General features: G+C 39.3%; 25 protein-coding genes. 9 read left to right on the forward strand and 16 right to left on the reverse strand.

The features are described 5' to 3' along the window. Nucleotides 1–169: 169 nt before the first annotated feature. From HY841_02495 to rplT, 7 genes are all read left to right on the forward strand, one after another. Nucleotides 170–1,318 (forward strand): PKD domain-containing protein, encoded by a 1,149-nt coding sequence (locus HY841_02495; protein ID MBI4929604.1) that lies wholly within the window; start codon nucleotides 170–172, stop codon nucleotides 1,316–1,318. 127 nt (nucleotides 1,319–1,445) lie between these two features. Continuing rightward, nucleotides 1,446–1,736: a nucleotidyltransferase family protein gene (locus HY841_02500; GenBank protein ID MBI4929605.1), complete on the forward strand. Its 291-nt coding sequence runs from the start codon at nucleotides 1,446–1,448 to the stop codon at nucleotides 1,734–1,736. Between the two features lie 50 nt (nucleotides 1,737–1,786). Beyond that, complete coding sequence (locus tag HY841_02505; protein MBI4929606.1) at nucleotides 1,787–2,095, forward strand: DUF86 domain-containing protein; 309 nt, start codon at nucleotides 1,787–1,789, stop codon at nucleotides 2,093–2,095. Continuing rightward, complete coding sequence (thrS, locus tag HY841_02510; GenBank protein MBI4929607.1) at nucleotides 2,092–4,062, forward strand: threonine--tRNA ligase; 1,971 nt, start codon at nucleotides 2,092–2,094, stop codon at nucleotides 4,060–4,062. Before HY841_02505 ends, thrS begins: the two co-directional genes overlap by 4 nt. 92 nt (nucleotides 4,063–4,154) lie before the next feature. After that, the gene (locus tag HY841_02515) at nucleotides 4,155–4,727 is read left to right on the forward strand and encodes a translation initiation factor IF-3 (protein MBI4929608.1); all 573 of its coding nucleotides are present in this window, start codon (nucleotides 4,155–4,157) and stop codon (nucleotides 4,725–4,727) included. 21 nt (nucleotides 4,728–4,748) lie between these two features. Further along, complete coding sequence (gene rpmI, locus HY841_02520) at nucleotides 4,749–4,943, forward strand: 50S ribosomal protein L35 (protein MBI4929609.1); 195 nt, start codon at nucleotides 4,749–4,751, stop codon at nucleotides 4,941–4,943. A gap of 31 nt (nucleotides 4,944–4,974) precedes the next feature. Next, the gene (rplT, locus tag HY841_02525; GenBank protein ID MBI4929610.1) at nucleotides 4,975–5,319 is read left to right on the forward strand and encodes a 50S ribosomal protein L20; all 345 of its coding nucleotides are present in this window, start codon (nucleotides 4,975–4,977) and stop codon (nucleotides 5,317–5,319) included. 100 nt (nucleotides 5,320–5,419) lie between these two features. Here rplT and HY841_02530 read toward each other — a convergent pair whose 3' ends face one another. Then, nucleotides 5,420–6,229: a hypothetical protein gene (locus HY841_02530; protein ID MBI4929611.1), complete on the reverse strand. Its 810-nt coding sequence runs from the start codon at nucleotides 6,227–6,229 to the stop codon at nucleotides 5,420–5,422. Nucleotides 6,230–6,315: 86 nt separating this feature from the next. On the opposite strand from HY841_02530, the gene HY841_02535 reads away from it, so the two are divergent. Further along, nucleotides 6,316–6,936 (forward strand): threonylcarbamoyl-AMP synthase, encoded by a 621-nt coding sequence (locus HY841_02535; protein MBI4929612.1) that lies wholly within the window; start codon nucleotides 6,316–6,318, stop codon nucleotides 6,934–6,936. Between the two features lie 3 nt (nucleotides 6,937–6,939). Here the strand turns inward: HY841_02535 and HY841_02540 are convergent, their stop codons facing one another. The 13 genes from HY841_02540 to HY841_02600 form a co-directional block, all read right to left on the reverse strand. Beyond that, on the reverse strand, nucleotides 6,940–8,469 hold the full coding sequence (locus HY841_02540; protein MBI4929613.1) for an NAD(P)H-hydrate dehydratase: 1,530 nt from the start codon (nucleotides 8,467–8,469) through the stop codon (nucleotides 6,940–6,942). After that, nucleotides 8,466–8,747 (reverse strand): DUF2752 domain-containing protein, encoded by a 282-nt coding sequence (locus HY841_02545; GenBank protein MBI4929614.1) that lies wholly within the window; start codon nucleotides 8,745–8,747, stop codon nucleotides 8,466–8,468. Before HY841_02545 ends, HY841_02540 begins: the two co-directional genes overlap by 4 nt. Nucleotides 8,748–8,776: 29 nt before the next feature. After that, on the reverse strand, nucleotides 8,777–9,094 hold the full coding sequence (locus HY841_02550) for a hypothetical protein (protein MBI4929615.1): 318 nt from the start codon (nucleotides 9,092–9,094) through the stop codon (nucleotides 8,777–8,779). Nucleotides 9,095–9,214: 120 nt separating this feature from the next. Further along, the gene (locus tag HY841_02555; protein MBI4929616.1) at nucleotides 9,215–9,793 is read right to left on the reverse strand and encodes a dephospho-CoA kinase; all 579 of its coding nucleotides are present in this window, start codon (nucleotides 9,791–9,793) and stop codon (nucleotides 9,215–9,217) included. Beyond that, the gene (locus HY841_02560) at nucleotides 9,790–10,107 is read right to left on the reverse strand and encodes a hypothetical protein (GenBank protein ID MBI4929617.1); all 318 of its coding nucleotides are present in this window, start codon (nucleotides 10,105–10,107) and stop codon (nucleotides 9,790–9,792) included. Before HY841_02560 ends, HY841_02555 begins: the two co-directional genes overlap by 4 nt. Before the next feature lie 117 nt (nucleotides 10,108–10,224). Beyond that, nucleotides 10,225–10,557, reverse strand: a complete 333-nt coding sequence (gene yajC / locus HY841_02565; GenBank protein MBI4929618.1) for a preprotein translocase subunit YajC — start codon at nucleotides 10,555–10,557, stop codon at nucleotides 10,225–10,227. Between the two features lie 3 nt (nucleotides 10,558–10,560). After that, nucleotides 10,561–11,031: a DUF1573 domain-containing protein gene (locus tag HY841_02570; protein ID MBI4929619.1), complete on the reverse strand. Its 471-nt coding sequence runs from the start codon at nucleotides 11,029–11,031 to the stop codon at nucleotides 10,561–10,563. A 13-nt stretch (nucleotides 11,032–11,044) separates the two neighbouring features. Continuing rightward, nucleotides 11,045–11,995: a transcription antitermination factor NusB gene (nusB, locus tag HY841_02575; GenBank protein ID MBI4929620.1), complete on the reverse strand. Its 951-nt coding sequence runs from the start codon at nucleotides 11,993–11,995 to the stop codon at nucleotides 11,045–11,047. 29 nt (nucleotides 11,996–12,024) lie between these two features. After that, nucleotides 12,025–12,969, reverse strand: a complete 945-nt coding sequence (locus tag HY841_02580; GenBank protein ID MBI4929621.1) for a 3-phosphoglycerate dehydrogenase — start codon at nucleotides 12,967–12,969, stop codon at nucleotides 12,025–12,027. Between the two features lie 5 nt (nucleotides 12,970–12,974). Continuing rightward, nucleotides 12,975–13,685, reverse strand: a complete 711-nt coding sequence (locus HY841_02585) for a YebC/PmpR family DNA-binding transcriptional regulator (protein MBI4929622.1) — start codon at nucleotides 13,683–13,685, stop codon at nucleotides 12,975–12,977. Between the two features lie 5 nt (nucleotides 13,686–13,690). Further along, nucleotides 13,691–14,773 carry a 3-phosphoserine/phosphohydroxythreonine transaminase gene (gene serC, locus HY841_02590; protein ID MBI4929623.1) on the reverse strand — a complete coding sequence of 361 codons (1,083 nt, stop codon included), beginning with the start codon at nucleotides 14,771–14,773 and terminating at the stop codon, nucleotides 13,691–13,693. A gap of 134 nt (nucleotides 14,774–14,907) precedes the next feature. After that, on the reverse strand, nucleotides 14,908–15,777 hold the full coding sequence (locus HY841_02595) for a hypothetical protein (GenBank protein MBI4929624.1): 870 nt from the start codon (nucleotides 15,775–15,777) through the stop codon (nucleotides 14,908–14,910). A gap of 63 nt (nucleotides 15,778–15,840) precedes the next feature. After that, nucleotides 15,841–16,191, reverse strand: coding sequence for a 4Fe-4S dicluster domain-containing protein (locus HY841_02600; GenBank protein MBI4929625.1), 351 nt, complete (start codon nucleotides 16,189–16,191; stop codon nucleotides 15,841–15,843). 65 nt (nucleotides 16,192–16,256) lie between these two features. Between HY841_02600 and HY841_02605 the strand changes: the two genes are divergently transcribed. Next, entirely contained in the window at nucleotides 16,257–17,402 is a 1,146-nt protein-coding gene (locus HY841_02605; GenBank protein ID MBI4929626.1) for an acyl-CoA reductase, read from the forward strand. A gap of 56 nt (nucleotides 17,403–17,458) precedes the next feature. Here HY841_02605 and HY841_02610 read toward each other — a convergent pair whose 3' ends face one another. Together HY841_02610 and HY841_02615 are read right to left on the reverse strand one after the other, a co-directional pair. After that, on the reverse strand, nucleotides 17,459–19,288 hold the full coding sequence (locus HY841_02610; protein MBI4929627.1) for a tetratricopeptide repeat protein: 1,830 nt from the start codon (nucleotides 19,286–19,288) through the stop codon (nucleotides 17,459–17,461). A gap of 5 nt (nucleotides 19,289–19,293) precedes the next feature. After that, complete coding sequence (locus HY841_02615) at nucleotides 19,294–20,499, reverse strand: DEAD/DEAH box helicase (GenBank protein ID MBI4929628.1); 1,206 nt, start codon at nucleotides 20,497–20,499, stop codon at nucleotides 19,294–19,296. Nucleotides 20,500–20,794 lie beyond the last annotated feature (295 nt).

Raw genomic sequence — 20,794 nt, forward strand, 5'->3', positions numbered from 1 at the left:
TGACTTTAAAGAGTTTTAAAAAGAGTGAGGATTCTCTGTCTACGAACATACCTCAAGGGTTGTTTTGTAACGCATATTGCTCTCACTCTTTTTTTCTTTTAGTTGCACTAGTTTATTTAATTTCGCAAACATACGAGTTACTTTGTATCTTTACAGTAATCCAAAGCCAATGAAAAAACTTTTTCTCATCTCGACAGCAGTTCTCGGATTGACCGTTGCGCACCATCAGACAATTGCGCAAAATGTTCCTGCAATATTAACTTGCACCAATAACCCTACTGCTCAATTTACCGCTGTCCCTGCTTGTTTAGGAAATGCTGTTACATTGGTGGACGGCTCTATTGCTCCGAATGGTGACCCTATCACAATGTGGAATTGGTCAATGCCAGGAGGCATTCCTCCATCAGACACATCTCAAAATACTTCTACAACTTACTTCTCAGCGGGTTCACATGTAGTCACTCTCACTGTCACAACACAACTTGGATGTACATCTTCTGTTTCATTACCAGTTCAAGTTTACAATAATCCTGTTGCAAATTTCTCAGGAAGCGGCAGCGGTTGTGCTCCGCTATGCGTAATGAACTACACCGACTTCTCTACTTCTACAGATGGGAATTTAGCCAGTTGGCTGTGGAATTTTTCTGGTGGCTCACCATCAGTATCCACTGCTCAAAATCCTGGTATTATTTGCTACGCCACACCCGGCACTTATGGAACCTCTTTGATAGTTACTTCTCAATATGGCTGCAAGGATTCCATTTCTATTACTCCTATTGTAAATGTTTATTCATGGCCATCGGCAAGTTTTACATATACAATTTCTGCTAACACAGTTACTTGCACTAATACTTCTTCAGGCGGTGTTACAAATTGGTCATGGAGTTTTGGCGATGGAACTCCAATTGACACGAATGCTACTCCTGTTCATACCTATTCTTTTGGCAATACATATAATATTTGCCTCGGTGTGCAAAACCAATATGGGTGCGTGGATACAATTTGCCAAACAATTACAATTACATCGGTAAATGAGAATCATTTAGAAAACAAGATTGCTGTTTACCCAAATCCCTTTTCCACACAGACAGTTTTGAAGACAGACAATCCATTTCATAACGCAACTCTCACGGTGGACAACTGTTTCGGGCAGATAGTTGCACAAATAAAAAATATCAGCGGGCAGACAGTTACTTTCTCCCGTGACAATCTACCAAGCGGACTGTATTTCATTCGGCTGACAGAAGAAAATGGGTATCCATCCCTTCGGGATAAAACCATCGCTGCAGGCAAATTAGTAATCACCGATGAGCGCTAAAAGCGCCATCCCGCACGGGACAAACAATTTCTCTCTTGTTCATTGGGGATAAAAACACCAAACCCCGACTACTCTACTTCATCAGGTTTAGAACATTCACTTCTTCAATAAATTCTATCTTTGTGTTATGCAAAAAACAAAAGACATAGAACAAAAACTTAAAAAGCTGAAGCCACGCCTTTCAAAAGATTTCTCAGTTGAAAAAATCGGGTACTTCGGTTCTTATGCAGAGAATAAACAGCACTCAAAAAGTGACCTCGATATTATGGTGGAATTCTCCAGTCCTATCGGCTGGAAATTTTTCACACTTGAAAAATTCTTAGAAGACCAGTTCGGAATTAAAGTTGACCTTGTTACTCCCAGCGCGTTAAAGAAACAATTGCAGGAGCGCATCCTCAGGCAAATTAAGTTCGTGTGAAAAAGCCTGAAAGAGAATACCTGCATTACTTAGAAGATATTCTCCTTTCGATGGAGCGAATTGAGGAATACATTTCTGGCTTTGATTTTCAAAAGTTCAAATGGGATTATAAAACCGTTGATGCGGTAATCCGCAACTTTGAAATTATTGGCGAAGCGTCAAAAAAACTTCCGAAAGAAATTAAAGCAAAATATCCTGCTATGCCTTGGGAAGAAATGTATCGGCTGCGCAACCGCGTGTCGCATGAATATTTTGGTATTGATTATGAAATCATCTGGGATATAGCGAATACTTATCTTCCGAAAAATAAAAAAGAAATGGAAGAAATCATTCGCAAAGAAAAAAGTTCAAAGAAATGATCACCATCACTTTCCCTGACGGAAATACAAAACAATACGAAGCAGGAGTTTCTGCGCTGGATGTTGCCAAAAGCATCAGCGAAGGGCTTGCACGGAATGTGCTTGCAGCAAAAGTAACTCCCCTCTCCCAAGGGAGAGGGGACGGGGGTGAGGGCATCTGGGATGCCACTCGTCCTATAACTTTTGATGCAAAAATTCTTTTCCTCACCTGGAAAGATGAAGAAGGAAAATCCACAATGTGGCATTCCTCTGCACACCTCATGGCAGAAGCGCTGGAAGTGTTTTATCCCGGAGTGAAGTTCGGTATCGGTCCGCCTGTGGAAGGTGGTTTTTATTATGATGTTGACCTCGGTGACAAAACAATTTCATCGGAAGATTTTAAAAAGATAGAAGATAAAATACTGGAACTCGCCCGTCAGAAAAATCCGTATGTGCGAAAAGAAGTTTCTAAAAAAGATGCACTCGAGTATTTCAAAAAGAAAGGAGACGAATACAAACTCGAACTCATCAATGAACTGCAGGACGGTCAAATCACTTTTTATCAGCAAGGAAATTTTGTTGACCTCTGCCGCGGTCCGCACATACCCAACACAGGTTTCATTAAGGCGGTGAAGCTGATGAACATCGCTGGCGCATACTGGCGAGGTGATGAAAGCAAAAAACAATTGACCCGCATCTACGGAATCACTTTCCCTGCTCAGAAAGAACTGGAAGAGCATTTGAAGATGCTTGAAGAAGCCAAGAAGCGCGACCACCGCAAACTCGGAAAAGAACTAAAGATTTTTACGTTCGATGACGATGTGGGTCCCGGTCTTCCGCTGTGGTTACCGAACGGGGCTGTGATAATCGAACAACTGGAAACTCTGGCGAAGAATGCAGAAGAGAAAGGGGGCTACAAGCGGGTTCGCACTCCGCATATCGCAAAAGAATCTTTGTACCTCACCAGCGGACATCTCCCCTATTATGCCGAGAGCATGTTTCCGCCAATGGATATGGACGGGGAAAAATATTATCTCAAGGCAATGAACTGTCCGCATCATCACAAGATTTTTGCAGCGCTTAATTCAAGTTACAAAGACCTTCCGCTTCGTCTCGCTGAATACGGTACTGTTTATCGCTACGAACAATCAGGAGAACTTTTCGGATTGATGCGTGTACGCTCCATGCAGATGAACGATGCGCACATCTATTGCACCAAAGAGCAGTTTGCCCAGGAGTTCATTGCCGTAAATGAAATGTATCTGAAATATTTTAAAATATTCGGAATAGAAAAATACGTGATGCGTTTCTCCACTCACTCTCCTGAAAAACTCGGAAAGAAATATGTGAACGAACCTGAATTATGGCTTCAGACAGAAGACATGGTGAGAAAAGTATTGATTGATTCCAAAATCCCCTATAAGGAAGTTCCTGACGAAGGCGCTTTTTACGGACCAAAAATTGACGTTCAGATATTTAGTACTATCGGAAGAGAATTCACTCTTGCCACCAATCAGGTTGATTTCGCTCAGCCGAAACGTTTCGGGCTATCTTATATAAATTCTCAAAACCAGAACGAAACACCCATCTGTATTCATCGCGCACCGCTCGGCACTCACGAACGTTTTATTGGCTTTCTGACGGAACATTACGCGGGTAATTTTCCTGTGTGGTTAGCACCCGAACAAGTTGCTATTCTCCCTATAAGCGACAAGTTCAACGGGTATGCAAAAAATATCCTCGATTTACTTAAAAAGTATTACATTCGCGCCTCTTTTGACGACCGTAGCGAAAAAATTGGAAAGAAGATACGCGATGCAGAGATGATGAAGGTTCCTTACATGATGATTATCGGAGAAAAGGAAATTGATTCCGGCTCCGTTTCAGTAAGAAAACATGGACAGGGAGATTTAGGAATGCAAAATGCCGAAGAGTTCGCGCAGAAGTTGAAAGAGGAAGTTGACAGAATAATTCAATTTGAAGTATAAACAGAAACATTCACCCCGTAGGATAATCCCGTTGAACTACGAGTGAAAAGAAAAAACAAATATCCAACGGGGTAAACTAATTTTTAAAAACCATCGCAGCACCATTTTACAGACCAAGACCCTTTCAGCCAAGAGGCGGAAGATTTCAGAAACGGGAAGACCTGCACAAGATAAACGGGAGGATCACGCATCCTCAAGTCAGAGTAGTCGGAGAAGGAATAGAAGCAAGAGTTGTTTCAATTGAAGAAGCACTCCGAATAGCAGCAGACGCGGGAGTTGATTTAGTGGAAATTTCATCAGAAGCAACTCCGCCTGTTTGCAAAGTGATTGACTATAAAAAGTTCTTATACGAGCTAAAGAGAAAAGAGAAGGAGAAAAGAGCGAATACCACGAAAGTGGTGGTAAAGGAAATCCGCTTTACTCCGCATACGGATGAGCATGATTTTACATTCAAGAAAAATCACGCACATAAGTTTCTTGAAGACGGTTCAAAAGTAAGAGCCTATGTGTTCTTCAAAGGAAGAACCATCATGTTCAAAGACCAGGGAAGAGCGATGCTGATGCGTTTCGCCCAGGAACTTGAAGAGGTAGGAAAGATTGAACAAATGCCGGTTCAGGATGGAAAGAAAATGATAATTTTAATCGGACCAGGAAAAAAGAAATAAGACAATATAATTCTACAGACGATGCCAAAAATGAAAACCAACTCCAGTGCCAAGAAGAGATTCAGAGTCACTGCATCTGGAAAAATAAAAAGGAAGCACGCTTACAAAAGCCACATCCTTACCAAGAAATCAAAAAAGCGAAAGCGCCATCTTTCTCACGCAGCATTGGTTCACAAATCCAATCTGCCAAGAGTAAGAGCTATGCTTTGTATATAATTTTTAATTCATAATTTTTAACATCTAAGTCATGCCACGTTCAGTCAACAGTGTAGCGTCCAGAGCACGCAGAAAAAAAATCCTCAAGCGCACACGCGGCTATTGGGGGAAAAGGAAAAACGTTTGGACCATTGCAAAAAACGTTTATGAAAAAGGTCAGACCTACGCGTATCGCGGAAGAAAGGATAAAAAAATTGTGTATCGCGGAATCTGGATTCAGCGCATCAATGCGGCAGTTCGTCCGCTTGGTCTTTCGTATTCAGAATTCATAGCTAAAGCCACCAAGAAGAACCTCGGACTGAACCGAAAAGTTCTGGCTGATTTGGCTTTGAATCATCCAGATGCATTTAACGCTGTTGTTGCTGCTGTAAAATAAAATTGAAAGCCCATCCCAAATCCTTCCCGAATGGAAGGACTTTCAGATTTATAAATATAATATTGTTTTCACCCTCCCTTCGGGAGGGAAGTGGTGGGCTTCATTGCTTGTTTCCTGTAGTGCGCGGGGCATGCAATCCTTCATAAAACTGGTAGATGAAAACTGTTAGCTGCAAAACATTTTCATCTTTATCAAATTCAAATTTAGATTTCATATTCCCTTTTTTGTCGTAGCGCATCTGGTAAATGCGGTATAATTGGTTGTTGGAAACAAAATGATGAAGTTCAATATTGTTTCCTTTCTCATCATACTTATAAAGCCATTTCTGATAAACATTTCCATATGGGTCATATTCTTTTTTTTCAGTTACATTTTGTTTTCCATCATAGGTAAATGCCCATTTATGTGAAATGGTTCCGTTTACATCATAATAATCTTCTTCAGAAATATTCTGTTGTGCATCATACATGTAAATCCATTTCTGGTCCTTTCCTTTTTTGTATTCCGATTTCTTTTCCATTTTTTTTCCGTTCTCAACGGATGTATAGTTCCATTTTTCATAAATAATTTCATCGCCTGAGCCACCTACTTTCTTCGATTCAATGCCGTTATCATCATAAAAATACTGACAGGAATAATTCGGATTACCTTTCGTATCATAGTAGATTTCTTCGGATCGGTTTCCTTCTCTGTCAAACCGTTCAAATGAAGTTTTCTTCCCCTTCTTCTCCTGAATTCCTTTTGGATAGAGAAATGTCCAGCCGTAAACCATCCACACTTTATTTTCTTTATATAAACCTAAGCGCTGTAGCTTGGAATAATCGCCATTATAAATTTGCGCGGATGAAAACGGAGAAGGAGGAATCAGTAAAGAAAAAACCAGGAACAATATGGCGAATGTTTTTTTCATCTGAAAAAGATTTTTAAAGGTAGGGCAGGCAGGGATTTTAGTAATACTTTAGCAGGGAATGTTTCAACAGGCATTTGTTAATCTTCATGCTTCTAAAAGTAGATTCAAATAATCCGGAAGAAAGCAAAATCAGGTACATCGCTGAATGCCTGAATGATAATGGCGTAATCATTTATCCTACTGATACAGTTTACGGCATCGGTTGCAACATACGCAGTCCGAAAGCGATTGAAAAGATTTGCCGTATTAAAGGAATCAAAGTGGAGAAAGCAAATTTCTCATTCATCTTTTACGATCTGAGCCATCTTTCAGATTTTACCAAGCAGATAGACACGCCTACTTACAAAATCATGCGCAAGGCATTGCCAGGTCCGTTCACTTTTATTCTTCATGCAGGAAGTGAGATTCCGAAAATATTCCGGAGCAGAAAAAAAACGATTGGCATACGTGTTCCTGATAACGAAATCTGCAGAAGTATTGTTAAAGAGCTCGAAAGTCCTTTAATGAATTCTTCTCTTCATAATGAAGAAGATGAAATATCAGAATACCTCAATGACCCTGAAGAGATTCACAATAAATATCACAAACTGGTTGACATTGTAGTTGACGGAGGATTCGGAAATCTTATTGCATCAACCGTGGTGGATTGTTCCACCGGGGGAACAAATATTATCAGGCAGGGATTGGGAATTATTGAAGGCTACTGAATTCTACGAACGAAGTTTTTTAAACGCTTCTCCCATAAATTCAATAATGTTTCTTGCAATCAGACCTTCTTCACACAGATGCTCTGCGGCTAAATCACCTGCAAGTCCGTGCAGATAAACTCCAAGAACGCTCGCCTGCTTTGAATCATATCCTTGCGCAAGTAATCCGGTAATAATTCCCGTGAGAACATCTCCGCTGCCAGCAGTTGCCATACCGGGATTTCCTGTTGAATTAAAATAAACTTCGCCATCAGGACACGTAATACAGGTATGAGCACCCTTCAAAACAACATAAACATTATGCTTTATTGAAAATTCTTTTTGAAGTTGGAAACGTTCATAGTCATTATCCGTATCGCCCGCCAATCTTTTGAATTCTCCGGGATGAGGGGTAAGAATAGAATTTTTCGGCAGAAAAGAAATCCATGTTTTATTTTCAGAAAGAATGTTGAGCGCATCCGCATCAAGAACTAATGGGAATGTTGAATTCTGAATAAGTACTTTCAGCGCATTCTGAGTTTCACTTTCTGTTCCGATTCCTGGACCAATTCCTGCTGCATTGTATTTATTCAAAGAAATAGCATCAGAAATGAATTTTTCAGAAGAATCTGTTTCAACCATCACCTCTGGATTTGTCGTTTGGAGAATTTCGTAGCCGCATTTAGGAATGTGAACGGTCACTAATCCCACACCAGCTGAAAGACAAGCGCGGCTTGCAAGAACACATGCTCCCATCTTTCCGTAACTTCCGGCAACGATCAGCGCATGACCGAAAGTCCCTTTATGGGAAAATTTATTTCTCGGCTTTAAAATAAATCGCACATACTCTTCTGTTAGAAAATAATTTTTTGAAGACAGTGATGCAATGAACTCTTCATCAAGACCTATATTCAGAATAGAGAAATCTCCAAAGTACTTTTCATTCTCAGGAAATATAAAAGCAAGTTTCGGTACTTGAAATGTCAGCGTGTGATTGGCGTGAACAATAACGGTCTTTTCGTCAGAAGAATTCTTTTCAGAAAATAATCCTGAAGGTATATCAATCGAAATGACAGGACAGTTGGATTTATTAATAAAGATAATTGCTTCAGCAGCCAATCCTGTAACGGATTTGTTTAATCCGGAACCGAAAATAGCGTCTATTATTAATGATGATTGACGAATAACAAATGACGAATGAATCTGTTCTGCTGAAGTAATATTATGAACCTTTACTGCCTTTACTTTTTCCAAACGTTTTTCATTAATTAGAAAATCTTCCGAACAATTATCAGAATAGCGAATAATAAAAACCTCAACCTTAAACTTCTTCTTAGCGAGTAATCGCGCAATTGCCAATCCGTCACCTCCGTTATTTCCAAGTCCGCAGAAAATACTTACCTGCCTTTTCTCTCCCTTCAGGATTGAAGAGGAAGCAAGCCACTTCACACAGGCAGCTGCTGCCCGTTCCATCAGGTTGATGGATTTTATCGGTTCGTGCTCAATCGTGTAAGCATCGGCTTTGCGCATTTCTTCTGAAGAAATAATTTTCATCTATAAACAATTAAACGATAGATAAAGTTAATCAATACTGCCGATACGGTGAAAAGAAAAAGATATTTCAAATAGATACCGCCATTTCTGAATTTGAATGCAAGATGCATAGAAAGAAAAATGATCAACGAAAGAAACAATATCAACGGAGGATAGGCATGAAACGAATGTGCAAATTCTCCCTTCAATAAAAAAACAAATGCCCTCTGCGTACCGCAGCCGGGGCATTCTATTCCAAAAGCTGATTTAAAGAAACAAGGTAACTGGTGATTTTCCAGCCAAGTAGTTATTGTTTCAAAAAACATCGTTAATGCGTATTCCCCATTGCGGAGAAAATCGAAGTCAGCGCTACTCCGTAAATAACAAGAACAACCACTACATACAAAAGGAACAAAGCTGATAATATTACACCGATGATGCCGCAAACTTTGCCGGCATTCGCATTGTTGAATGACGATTGAGAATAAACTCCCGGGTTTTCTTTATAAAGTTTCACTGCTTTACTTCCAAGAATCATTGCAATGATTCCGCATGCAAGCCCGGGGATTCCGTAACAAATGCAAGTAGGAATTGAAATAATTCCGAGAACTAGTGCTGCAGTTGCGTTGGGTAACACCGGCTGCATTCCGATTGGTGTTTGCGGGATTGGCGGCTGATTTTGATTTTCCATGAAAGTTATTTGTAATGAGTTAGTAAATATTTCGTCAAATGTAAAAGAATTATCAGAAAGAAAATGGAATTATTTTTATGATAAATGCTGATGAATTTTCAACACTTGTTCAATCAACGAATGCTTGCTGTCATTGATGATTATTGTGTCAGAATATTTTTCTCTTTCTCTGTCAGGAATCTGCTCTTTAATCCGCTTTTCTACTTCCAACTTCTCTACCTTATCTCTTAGTATTATTCTATTTAATCTCAGTGATTTAGGAGAGCTTACAGAAATAAGATAATCAAGTTCTTTATTGGCACCGCTCTCAATCATTATTGCTGCTTCTTTTATCACGTATTTTACACCTTTATGTTTCTTTTTCCAGTCAAGAAATTTTTTCCTGACAAGAGGATGAATCAGCGCATTTAACTTTTCCAGAGAAGGCTTATCATTGAATACGATTGCCGCAAGCTTCCTTTTATCAATGGTCTGATCTTTTGCAAGAATTTTATTGCCGAATAGTTTTATAACTTTTGATTTAATCTTTGTATCATCATAAAGTTTTTTAGCTTCAACATCCGCGTAAAAAACAGGCACTCCAAACAACTCAAATATCTTGCAGACTGTTGTCTTTCCGCTTCCGATTCCGCCAGTGATACCAATCACTTTCATCTCAAAGAAGGATTTAACTGAACTGTATCAGTAAGCGTTCTGAGCAATTTAAAATTTTCTCCTAACTGTTTTGCTATTGTTTTCATATAAGAATTCGGAAGGAAATAATAGACTTCCGGGTTTCTATCACGCTTCAGTTTTCTGAAATCAATCTGAACTTCTCTTATTTCATATTTCAAAAGGTCATATCCATCCGCTTCTACTTCTACATAAAGCGTCTCGGATATTCTTGATGTTCCGAATAGTGTTTTAGGTAGATTAGTGAATTGGATTCTTACCGGAAGATTCTCAATTTGTTTCTTTGATAAATTCATCTGAAGCCAGGCGAAAAATGAAATCAGAAAGCATACAATAAAAACAAAGACTTTTTTGTTGAGCTTAACTTCAGAACGCTGATTCCAAAATTTAAGAAAGTCTGTTCTCAAGGCTGGTTATTTTTTCTCTTTTTCCTTATTAAGCGCCTGAGAAGATTCCATAGATACAGCCGTCTTTTCAATTTTCTGGCGATGTCCGCCCTCGCCTTCAATAATAAAAGTAGTTTCCTGCACTTCAACAATTTTTCCATGAACTCCGCCAATGGTGACAATTTTATTTCCTTTATCAATGGTCTCTTTAAATTTCTGCTGCGCTTTTTGTTTTTTCATCTGAGGGCGTATCATGAAAAACCAGAACACACCGAATATCAAAAGAAGAAAAACAATACTTGTAACAGGGCTGCCGCCACCATCGGGGCTAGCCATAAGAATAACTGAAAGTGAATTCATAGATTAAGGTTTAACGGGGTTTTTATTTTGAGGAACAAATATATTCGCTTTGATTTTAATCACTCTGTTGTTCGGAATGCAATTGGTCAGAATAGTAACATCTTTTGTAACCATTCCGCTTTTCCCTTCGCTGTTGAATGTTACACGAATAATATTTTCTTCACCTGATGGAATCGGTTTCTTGGGAACTTCAGGCACTGTGCAACCGCAACTTCCATACGCATTGGAAATAATTAATTCTTTCTCACCATCGTTTATGAATTTGAAATCGTGGGAAACTTTTTCACCCTGCGTGATAGTTCCGAAATCAAAAATCTCTTCTTGAAATTTCATAGCAGGCAAATTCCCTTTATCAACTCCTTCTCCTGCAGTAGCGGGTATATTTACCATATCGGTAGGATGTTCTTGTTTCTGTCCGCAGGAAGAAAAAAAAATTATTCCTGAAAAACAGACTGAAATAAAAAAGTATTTCATATTTCAAAGTTATTTAATTTTCTACAAGTCCTCTGCCTTCTTTTTGCAATCTTCCTTCTTTCTTATAGTCAGCAAGGAGTTTGTCCAGAATTCCGTTCACGAACACACTGCTCTTTGGAGTGCTGTACTGTTTGGCCAGTTCAATGTATTCATTCAGTGAAACCTTTACGGGAATTGTCGGAAAATAAAGAAACTCAGTGATTGCCATCTTCATCAGCAGCACATCCATGAACGCAATTCGATCCAGTTCCCAGTTTTCTGTTTTTTCCTGAATATTCTTTTCTTCTTCTTCGCTGTACTCAATCACTTTTTCAAAAAGATCTTTGGCAAATTTTTTATCTTCTTTTTCATCTTTATAAAGAAGCGCAAGCGGCAAATTATCATTGGCTGATTCAGGAATATAGTCAATGGTTTTCAGCACGAGCGAATTCACGAAATCAATATCATCTGCCCAATGAATGTTTTTTTCCTCAAAAGTGAATTGAAGAAATTCATCCTGCGAAATAATTTCGCGGTAAATGTCGCTGATGAATTTTTTATCGTCTTTAAAGCTTCTGTTATCATTTGTTAAATATGATTTATACTCTTCACTTTCAGCAATTTTTAAAAATAATTTGGGGGCTGCCTCATTATCTTTTTCCCAAGATATATTTCTCTTTTTAGATTCTGAAGCCAGCTGACGATTAATGGCAATAATGCTAAAGATTTTATTTTCAACAAATTTTGTATTGGGATTAATGTCAGATTCGGTGGGAAGCTGTTTCACTTTTCGGATAGCAATAAGATTTCTTCCGCAATCGCGAATTTCAATTACAAAAAGAAGAAGATATAGGTAAAGGTTGTAAGTATTCTCAAAACTGGCAAACATTTCCTTCTCATGTTTTGCCACTGATTTATCTTCCGAATGAAAAAAGGCATAGAGCGCCTGCATCACTTTGATCCTGAGAAATCTTCTGCTTAACATAAATAAAAAGAACTAACCTTAATACAAATTTATTTTAACGATTCAATTATTTTCTCTGCCAATTCAATTCCAATTCTTTCCTGTGCTTCCTTTGTTGCTGCGCCAATGTGCGGAGTAAATGAAATTTTAGGATGCTGAAGCAACTCCTGTTTGGGCTTAGGTTCGCCTTCAAAAACATCGAGACCAGCGCCAGCTACTTTTCCTGAATTCAGCGCTTCAAGTAAATCATTTTCTTCAATTACGCCTCCGCGCGAAGCATTTACCAAAATTACTCCTTTCTTCATCTTCACAATTTCATTTTTCGATATGAGCTTTCCACCGGGAACGTGAACGGTAATGAAATCGCTCTTTGAAAAAACCTCATCCAGCGAAACTATTTTAAGAGGAACAGAGATTTTATTTTCTGCAATTTCCAAATCAATCTTTGCTTCTTTCACAAACGGGTCATGCGCCAACACTTTCATTCCAATTCCGAGAGCGATACGTGTAACCGCCTGACCTATTCTTCCTATACCTATAATTCCTATTGTCTTTCCTGAAAGTTCAATTCCTCCAGCATATTTTTTCTTTAATACATCAAACTCAGTATTTCCTTTTGCGGGCATTTGCCTGTTTGAATCCTGCAGAAAACGAACAAGCGTAAAGAGATGCGCAAAAACCAATTCAGCAACGGAAAGAGAAGAAGCAGCTGGTGTATTTATCACAGCTATTCCTTTTGAGCGTGCATACTCCACATCAATATTATCCATCCCAACTCCACCACGACCAATCACTTTCAGATTTGGACAAGCGTCAATGACGTCCTTGCGCACGTTTGTTGCACTTCTGACTGTAAGTCCATCAAATTTATTTTCATTGATCGCGTTGGATAGATTCTCCTGTGCAACTTTTTCTGTAACAATAATATATCCTGCTTTTTCAAGAAGCAATTTCCCGCCTTCATCAATACCATCGTTAGCTAAAATTTTTTTCATAAATATTATTCTGCCATATTGTGAAACACCGCTTGTACATCATCGTCTTCTTCCAGCGTTTCGATCAGTTCATGTATTTCTTTTTGCTGTTCTTCATTCAACTCAACTAATGTATTGGGTATTCTCTGCTTCTCAGCGCTGAGGATAGTTATCTTTTTCTCTTCGAGGGCTTTTTGCATGGAACCAAAGTCCGCAAATTTTGTATAGATAATCAATTCATTTTCTGTTTCTTCGATCTCATCTGCGCCATGCTCTATCAGTTCAAGTTCAAGGACTTCTTTATTTTTTCCTTCCGAAGAAATTCTAAAAACTCCTTTCCGTTCAAAAATAAAATCAAGCGAACCCATTTTGCCGAGAGTTCCGTTTCCTCGGGAAAAATGCATGCGGATATTTGCAACGGTGCGCATTGGATTATCGGAAGTACATTCGGCAAGAATTGCAACTCCGTACGGACCGTATCCTTCGTAATTAATTTCCTCAAAGTTTCCTTCGCCTTTTGTTGACGCGCGCGTAATAGCAGCGTCAATCCTATCCTTGGGCATATTAATCGCCTTGGCATTCTGAATTACGATTCGCAAACGGGAATTAGAATCAGGATTAGGACCATTTTGTTTTACTGCAATAGAAATCTCCCGCCCGATTTTGGTAAAACCCTTCGCCATGCGTGCATAGCGGGCAAACATGGTGTGCTTTCGTTTTTCAAATATGCGTCCCATAACTATTATGCAAACTTCTTTTCAAATTCTTTCATCACATCCACAAGAACATTCACGCTTTCAAGTGGCAGCGCATTGTAAAGCGATGCGCGGTATCCGCCAACATCTCGATGTCCGCGCAATCCGCTGATGCCTGCTTCTTTCCACATTTTATCAAACTCGGGTTCGAGTTCTGGTTTGTTGAGCAGAAAAGTTACGTTCATGGTTGAACGGCTGTCATTTTCTACAGTACCCACAAACATTGAATTGCGGTCAATCTCCGAGTAAAGAGTACTTGCTTTCTGATTATTTATTTTATCAATCCACTCGATTCCACCGTTCTTCTTTAGCCAGCGCATAGTGAGAAGCGAAACATAAATCGGAAACACCGGTGGAGTATTATACATTGAATCTCCTTTGATATGCACTTTATAATCCAGCATGGAAGGAATTGTTCTTCCTGTTTTTCCAAGAATACTTTCTTTCACAACAACGAGCGTGCAACCGGCAGGACCCATATTTTTCTGAGCGCCAGCATAAATCAAGTCAAACTGTTTGCAATCAATGTTACGGCTGAAAATATCGGAAGACATATCTACCACCACAGGAATTCTTGAGATAGGGAATTTTTTTATCTGGGTTCCATAAATAGTATTATTGGAAGTTATATGCACATAATCTGCATCACCTGGAATCTGATAGTTGCGAGGAATATAACTGAACTTTTTATCCTCAGAAGAAGCGATAATTTTTGTATTGCCGATTATTTTGGCTTCCTTAATAGCTTTGTTTGCCCACACCCCTGTGCTCACATACGCGGCATATCCTTCTGTACGAAGAATATTCATCGGCACCATGCAGAACTGCATGCTTGCTCCTCCGCCAAGAAAAATTGCCTGATACCCATCACCTAATCCAAGTAATTCTTTTGCGAGCGAGCGCGCTTCTTGCATTACGGCTTCGTAATTTTTGCTGCGATGAGAAATTTCCAGAAGGGATAGATTCAGATTGTCAAAATTGATACACGCTTCTGCTGCCTGTTTCAAAACTTCCTGCGGAAGAATGCCGGGACCCGCACTGAAATTGTGGATTTTTTTTACATCAGTCATAACTTCTTCCATTTTAGTTCGGAGTTTGGAGTCTGGAGTTTAGAAGTAATGTGCGGATTTTTTACCGAACTCATAGCTCCTATCTCCTTACTTTTTCGAGCCCGAATTTAATAAGAAAAATGATAGCGGAAATACTATTTGGGAGGATTAAAATATTTATCGGTTTTATCCTTGTCATTACGTGCATCAACATTTTTTATGTATTGCCATTTACCGCCCATGAACCGGAGCATGTCATAGGAGAAATCGGGTCCGTAAAATTCATACTGCCCTTCAAGATTAGGATTGGAAGGAGAGAGATGGTCAAACACAATCACCTGCTTGTCTTCATCGTATCGGAGCGACATAAAAACACCGGCTTGATATTCAAAGACAATGCGCTTTTTAATTTTTCCTTTTTCATCTGTAAAAATTGCATCTCCAAATTTCGGAAAACCTTTTGAATCAAAATACAGAACATCTATTACCCGCTTGTTGGAAATTCTGTTGTTGCCGTCCCAGCCAAGCAAGACATACTGTTTTTTCTTTTTGTACTTTACTTCTGCAATCTGGTAGTAATACGCTCCAAACCACTTCGTATTGTCAAGCGATGCGTTCTCTGGATCTTTGATGGTTTCTGATTTATCTTTCAATTCATATACTACATACTTTTTTGATTTGCGGTTATATGCCTGAACAAATCCGTAATATGTATGAGTAACATCTTCCGCCTGAATATCCCATGTAAAAATACGCACCTGCTTATCGGGAGATTCCAGCAACACTCTATATTTTTTAAGGGAATCAAAAGAAAATTCATTGGACTTATTCATATTCAAGGCAGCTTTTAATCCATCCGAAAACTTTTTACTGTTATCATTTTTCTTTGCTTCGTTTGGAGAATGAATAAAATCAATGAAAAGATTGTAAATGGAATCCTGTAAAGAGACCTGAGATTTAAGTATAGAGTATTGAGATAATACAAAATACAGGAGAAGGAATGATATTGTTATTTTGATTTTCATCTTTCAAAAAAAAACCGCAAGCATATTAACGCTTACGGTCTTATCATATTATATAAGCACGATTTATACGTGCATTGAATCTTTTTTCGCAAGTAATTGCTCCTCCGTTTCAACATGACTTTCATCAGGAACACAGCAGTCAACCGGACAAACAGCAGCACATTGCGGCTCATCGTGAAATCCTTTGCACTCAGTGCATTTATCCGGAACGATATAATAAAAATCGGCAGATACTGCGGGCTGAGCTGCTTCGGCATCAACGGAAGCGCCAGAACTTTTTCCCGTATAAGAACCTTTTAATGTTGTTCCATCAGCAAATCTCCACTCTGCGCCATTCTCGTAAATAGCATTGTTTGGGCACTCGGGCTCGCAGGCACCGCAGTTGATGCATTCTTCAGTAATCTTTATTGCCATAGATTTTAGTTTTTAGTTTTGTAAACCCCTTCGGGGCAATGCAAATATATTAAAAGTTTTTGCTGATGAATCTTGAAAAAAGAATTAATGCGTTTGTGAAACTGGGAGAAATACTCAGAGAAGTAAGAACTAAGAATCAAGAATCAGGATTTGAATCTATCATAGAAAAAGCAACAAGGCATAACGCATGGTTCACCCAAGAAAATATTTTACTCGCGATTGGGTCTTTGGGAGAAATGCTTGAAGAGAGCAAGCTGAGAAAATGGATTGGCAATTATTCCATAAGTCAGGAGTCGGGAGTTGGGAGTTGGGAGAGAAAAACCTCCACACTCCTCACTCCGAACTCCTCACTCCGAACTCGCGTTGGAGTAATAATGGCGGGAAACATTCCCCTCGTTGGGTTCCACGATTTTTTATGCGTACTGATGAGCGGAAATATTTTTGTCGGCAAACTTTCTTCGGATGATGAATTTTTACTTCCTGCTGTCGCAGAAATACTATGTGAGATAGAGCCGGAATTTAAAACACAAATCAGCCCCTCTCTTATCTCCCCGAAGGGGAGAAGTTTACACGCCCAAACTCCCTCCCTTCGGGAGGGTTGGGGTGGGCTGCCGATTAGCGCTTTCATAGCAACAGGAAGTAATAACAGCGCGAGGTATTTCGAATATTACTTTGGCAAATATCCTCACATCATCCGCAAGAATAGAAATGCTATTGCCGTTCTTGACGGTACAGAAACAGAAAACGATTTAAAGAATCTCGGCAAAGATATTTTTCAATATTTCGGTCTTGGATGTAGGAATGTTTCAAAGATTTTTATTCCGCAGGATTATATCCTTGACAGATTCTTTGAAGCTGTAGTCGACTTTGGCGATGTGATTCATCACAACAAATATGCGAACAATTACAGTTATTACAGAACAATTTATTTGCTGAACACAGAAAAATTTCTGGATAATAATTTCCTGCTTCTGAAAGAAAGTAATGAAATTGCCTCACCTGTTGCTACTTTATTTTATGAAAGATACAAAAACAAAGAAGAATTATTTCAGAAACTGGAAGAGAGGAAATCAACTATTCAGTGTGTTGTTTCAGGACTCACTACTCACTACTCACTACTCACTACTATTCCTTTTGGACAAACCCAATCTCCAGAGCTATGGGATTATGCAGATGGAGTGGATACGATGAAGTTCTTGCGTTCTCTATAACTCTCTACAAAATACATTTCAATCTCTCCTTTATTCTTGGCAGGAAAAGCCCCTCTCTAACTCTCCCCAAAGGGGAGAGAACTATTTTTCTTTTCTACAAAATACATTTTTATTTTTCCTTTATTCTTTGCCTCCACTTCTCCTCTATAAATGAATTCTAATGCTGTTCCTCCTCCTTGGGAGGAGGTTAGGAGGAGGCGGTGGGTTGATTCCGATATATTCACTTTGCCGGTTTCTCCTCCCGATTCCATTCTTGAAGCAGTATTCACCGTATCTCCCCAGATATCGTAAGCAAATTTTTTATCGCCAACCACTCCGGCAGTAACAGGTCCTGAGTGAATGCCGATTCTCAAATTCCATTTACTATTCTGATTTGTCATCCATTGTTGAATTTCCAAACCTGCTTTTACAATATTTTCAGCATGGTTAGAATTGGGAGTTGGCAATCCGCAAGCGCACATGTAAGCGTCTCCGATGGTCTTTATCTTCTCAATGCTATAGTTAGAAATAATTTCATCAAACTTCCTGAATAAAATATCTAATTCACTTACCAACTCTTCCGCAGAGAGTTGTTCCGCTATGGTCGTGAATCCTTTAAAATCAGTGAACATTACCGTTACGCTTTCATAATGTTTTGCCGTAGCTTTTCCTTTTGCCTTTAATTCTTTTGCCGTTTCAGCCGGAAGAATGTTCAGTAAAAGCTTCTCGCTTTTTCTTCTTTCTCTGAAAATGAAAATGGAAAGTATCAGCACGATCAATAATCCGCCAGCAACCGACCAGATGATAATTTTCTGACGATTCAATTGGGCATCCTGAAGTTCTTTGTCTTTGTTTAACAATGTAATCTGCTGTTCTTTCTTTTCGGTTTCATACTTTGTCTGCATTTCAGTAATTTGCTTCGAACTTTCCTCATTAAGAAGGGAATCTTTCATATCAGAATAAAGCTTGTGAAACTCGTATGCATTTTTAAAATCATTTGTTTCATTATATGACCTGGAAAGATTTTCATAGGCATCGCGCACATCTTCTTTTGAACCGATATCCATAGCAATAGTTAAAGCTTTCTGAGAAATCTCTATGGAGGCGGTATAATCTTTCTGTTCGAGATAAATATGGGCGATGTTATTCAAACTCATTGCCATTCCTTCCAGTTCATTTATCTGAAGGTACACATCATACGCTTTCTGAAAATACTCCAGCGCTTTTTCAAGATTCGGGAAACCAGTGACGGAACAATTCATGGCATAAGCAACTCCCACATTGTTCAATCCGAGAGCAAGATCATGTTTGTCATCCATTGTTTCATCCACCTTCAATGCTTCAGAATTGTAGTAAAGTGTTTTTTCGCAATCGCCCATGCTTTGGTACACCTGTCCGATATTGCTCAGGCAGGCGGACATTCCGGACTTTGAATCAAGTTCTTTTGCAATGGTTAATGATTGATTGAGATACTCAAGTGCCTTCGGAAAATTACTCTGCACCTGATAAATAGTGCCGATGGTGTTAGAACTTGCACCAATTCCGAATTTGTAACTGATTTCTTCAGATATCTTAAGCGCAGATAAATAATATGGAAGCGCTTTATCAAAATTACCGCGCTCGCGTGAAATCATTCCGAGTTTGAGCATGCTTTGAACGATGCGTTGTTTTGAATTTATTGTCTGAGATAATTCCAATGCTTTATTCGCATATTCTGCTGCTTTGTCATAATCAGAAAATGCAAGTGCGCCAGCAAGTTTATTCATAAGATCAATGCGTGCTGTATCCGCAGAAGTTTTTTCTAATACTCTTTTTATAGAATCAACATAGCTCTGCTGCGCAAACAACTTATTTCCGCTTGCTGTGAGTAAAACATAAAACAAAAAATAGTTAAACAGGTATTTCATTTTATTTATCTGTTTTGTTTTTCTTTGCTTGTTCTTCCATGTCTCGCCATAACATGCCTTTTCATCGGCTCATAAGCCGGTCCTTTCCCCATGCTTTCCGGCAAAGGGGATTTTAAAATAGTGTTGCCGATAAAATCTTCTATCCTTTTGAAACTGCGCTGATCTTTTTCATTGATGAGCGTGATGGCAACGCCTGTGCTTTGTGCGCGAGCCGTTCGCCCGATGCGGTGTACATAATCTTCGGCATCGCGGGGCACATCATAATTAATCACCAGATCAATTCCTTCAATATCAATTCCGCGGGAGAGAATGTCGGTAGCCACCAGCACACGGGTTTTTCGGCTGGTAAAATCACGCAGCACTTCTTCCCTTTCCTTTTGTTCAAGGTCAGAGTGAATTGCCTTTACAGATAATCCCAGTTTATATAAATCACGCTCCAGTATTTTCACATTGCTTTTGGTGGCGGAAAAAACAAGAATGCTTTGCAGCATTTTTCCTTTCAGAAGATTAACAATCAAATCATTTTTCTGATTATCATAGGTCAAATACGCTGTCTGTAAAATACCTTCAGCCGGTTTTGCGATGGCAATGTTTATCTGCACGGGATGGTGAAGAATCTTTTTTGCCATCTCGCGGATGCGCGGTGGCATGGTGGCGGAGAAAAGCAATGTTTGTTTTTTCTGCGGAAGGTGCTTTACGATTTTCATAATGTCATCATAAAAACCCATATCCAGCATGCGGTCGGCTTCATCCAGAATCAAATGCCTTATCTTATCAAACTTTACATAACCCATATTTAAGTGCGACATCAATCTCCCAGGAGTGGCTACAACAATGTTAGCTCCTTCAGTGACTGCAACCTTTTCCTGTTCAAACGAGCCGCCATCGTTTCCTCCGTAAATGGCTATAGAACTTACAGAAGTGAAATAAGCAAAACCCTGCAGCGCACGGTCTGTCTGCTGAGCAAGTTCGCGCGTGGGAGAAATAATTAACGTATCCACATGATCAGAAGGATGAATAGAAAGTTTGCTGAGTATCGGCAAAAGAAATGCAGCGGTTTTTCCTGTTCCCGTTTGCGCGCAGGCAATCAGATCTTTTCCGGCTGTGATGATGGGAATCGTTTGTTCCTGTATGGGAGTGGGTGTTTCAAAGCCCATGGAAGAAAGCCCTTCCATAAGTTTCGGGTCAAGATTGAATTCGGAAAATTTCACAAAGGATGTATGAATTTAAAAAACAAATGTACTTTAAAAAAGATGGCGTTGTATTAATAACTGATGTTACGCAAATACATTTTTTCCCGAAGGGATGGAAACCCAACCGCAGAGTTCGCTGAGGTTTTACGCAGAGAACCGCCGAGAATACAAAATTGCATTTTCTCTGCGGCTCTCCGCGTGTTGTTTTCTCTGTGTTCTCTGCGGTTAATCCCGTTGGATATGATTGTTGTAGACATAAACTTGTAACGAACAGATTATCCTACGGGATTAATTGCTTTTCTGCGTAACATCA

Source organism: Bacteroidota bacterium (assembly GCA_016213405.1).
Classification (GTDB): Bacteria; Bacteroidota; Bacteroidia; order Palsa-948; family Palsa-948; genus Palsa-948.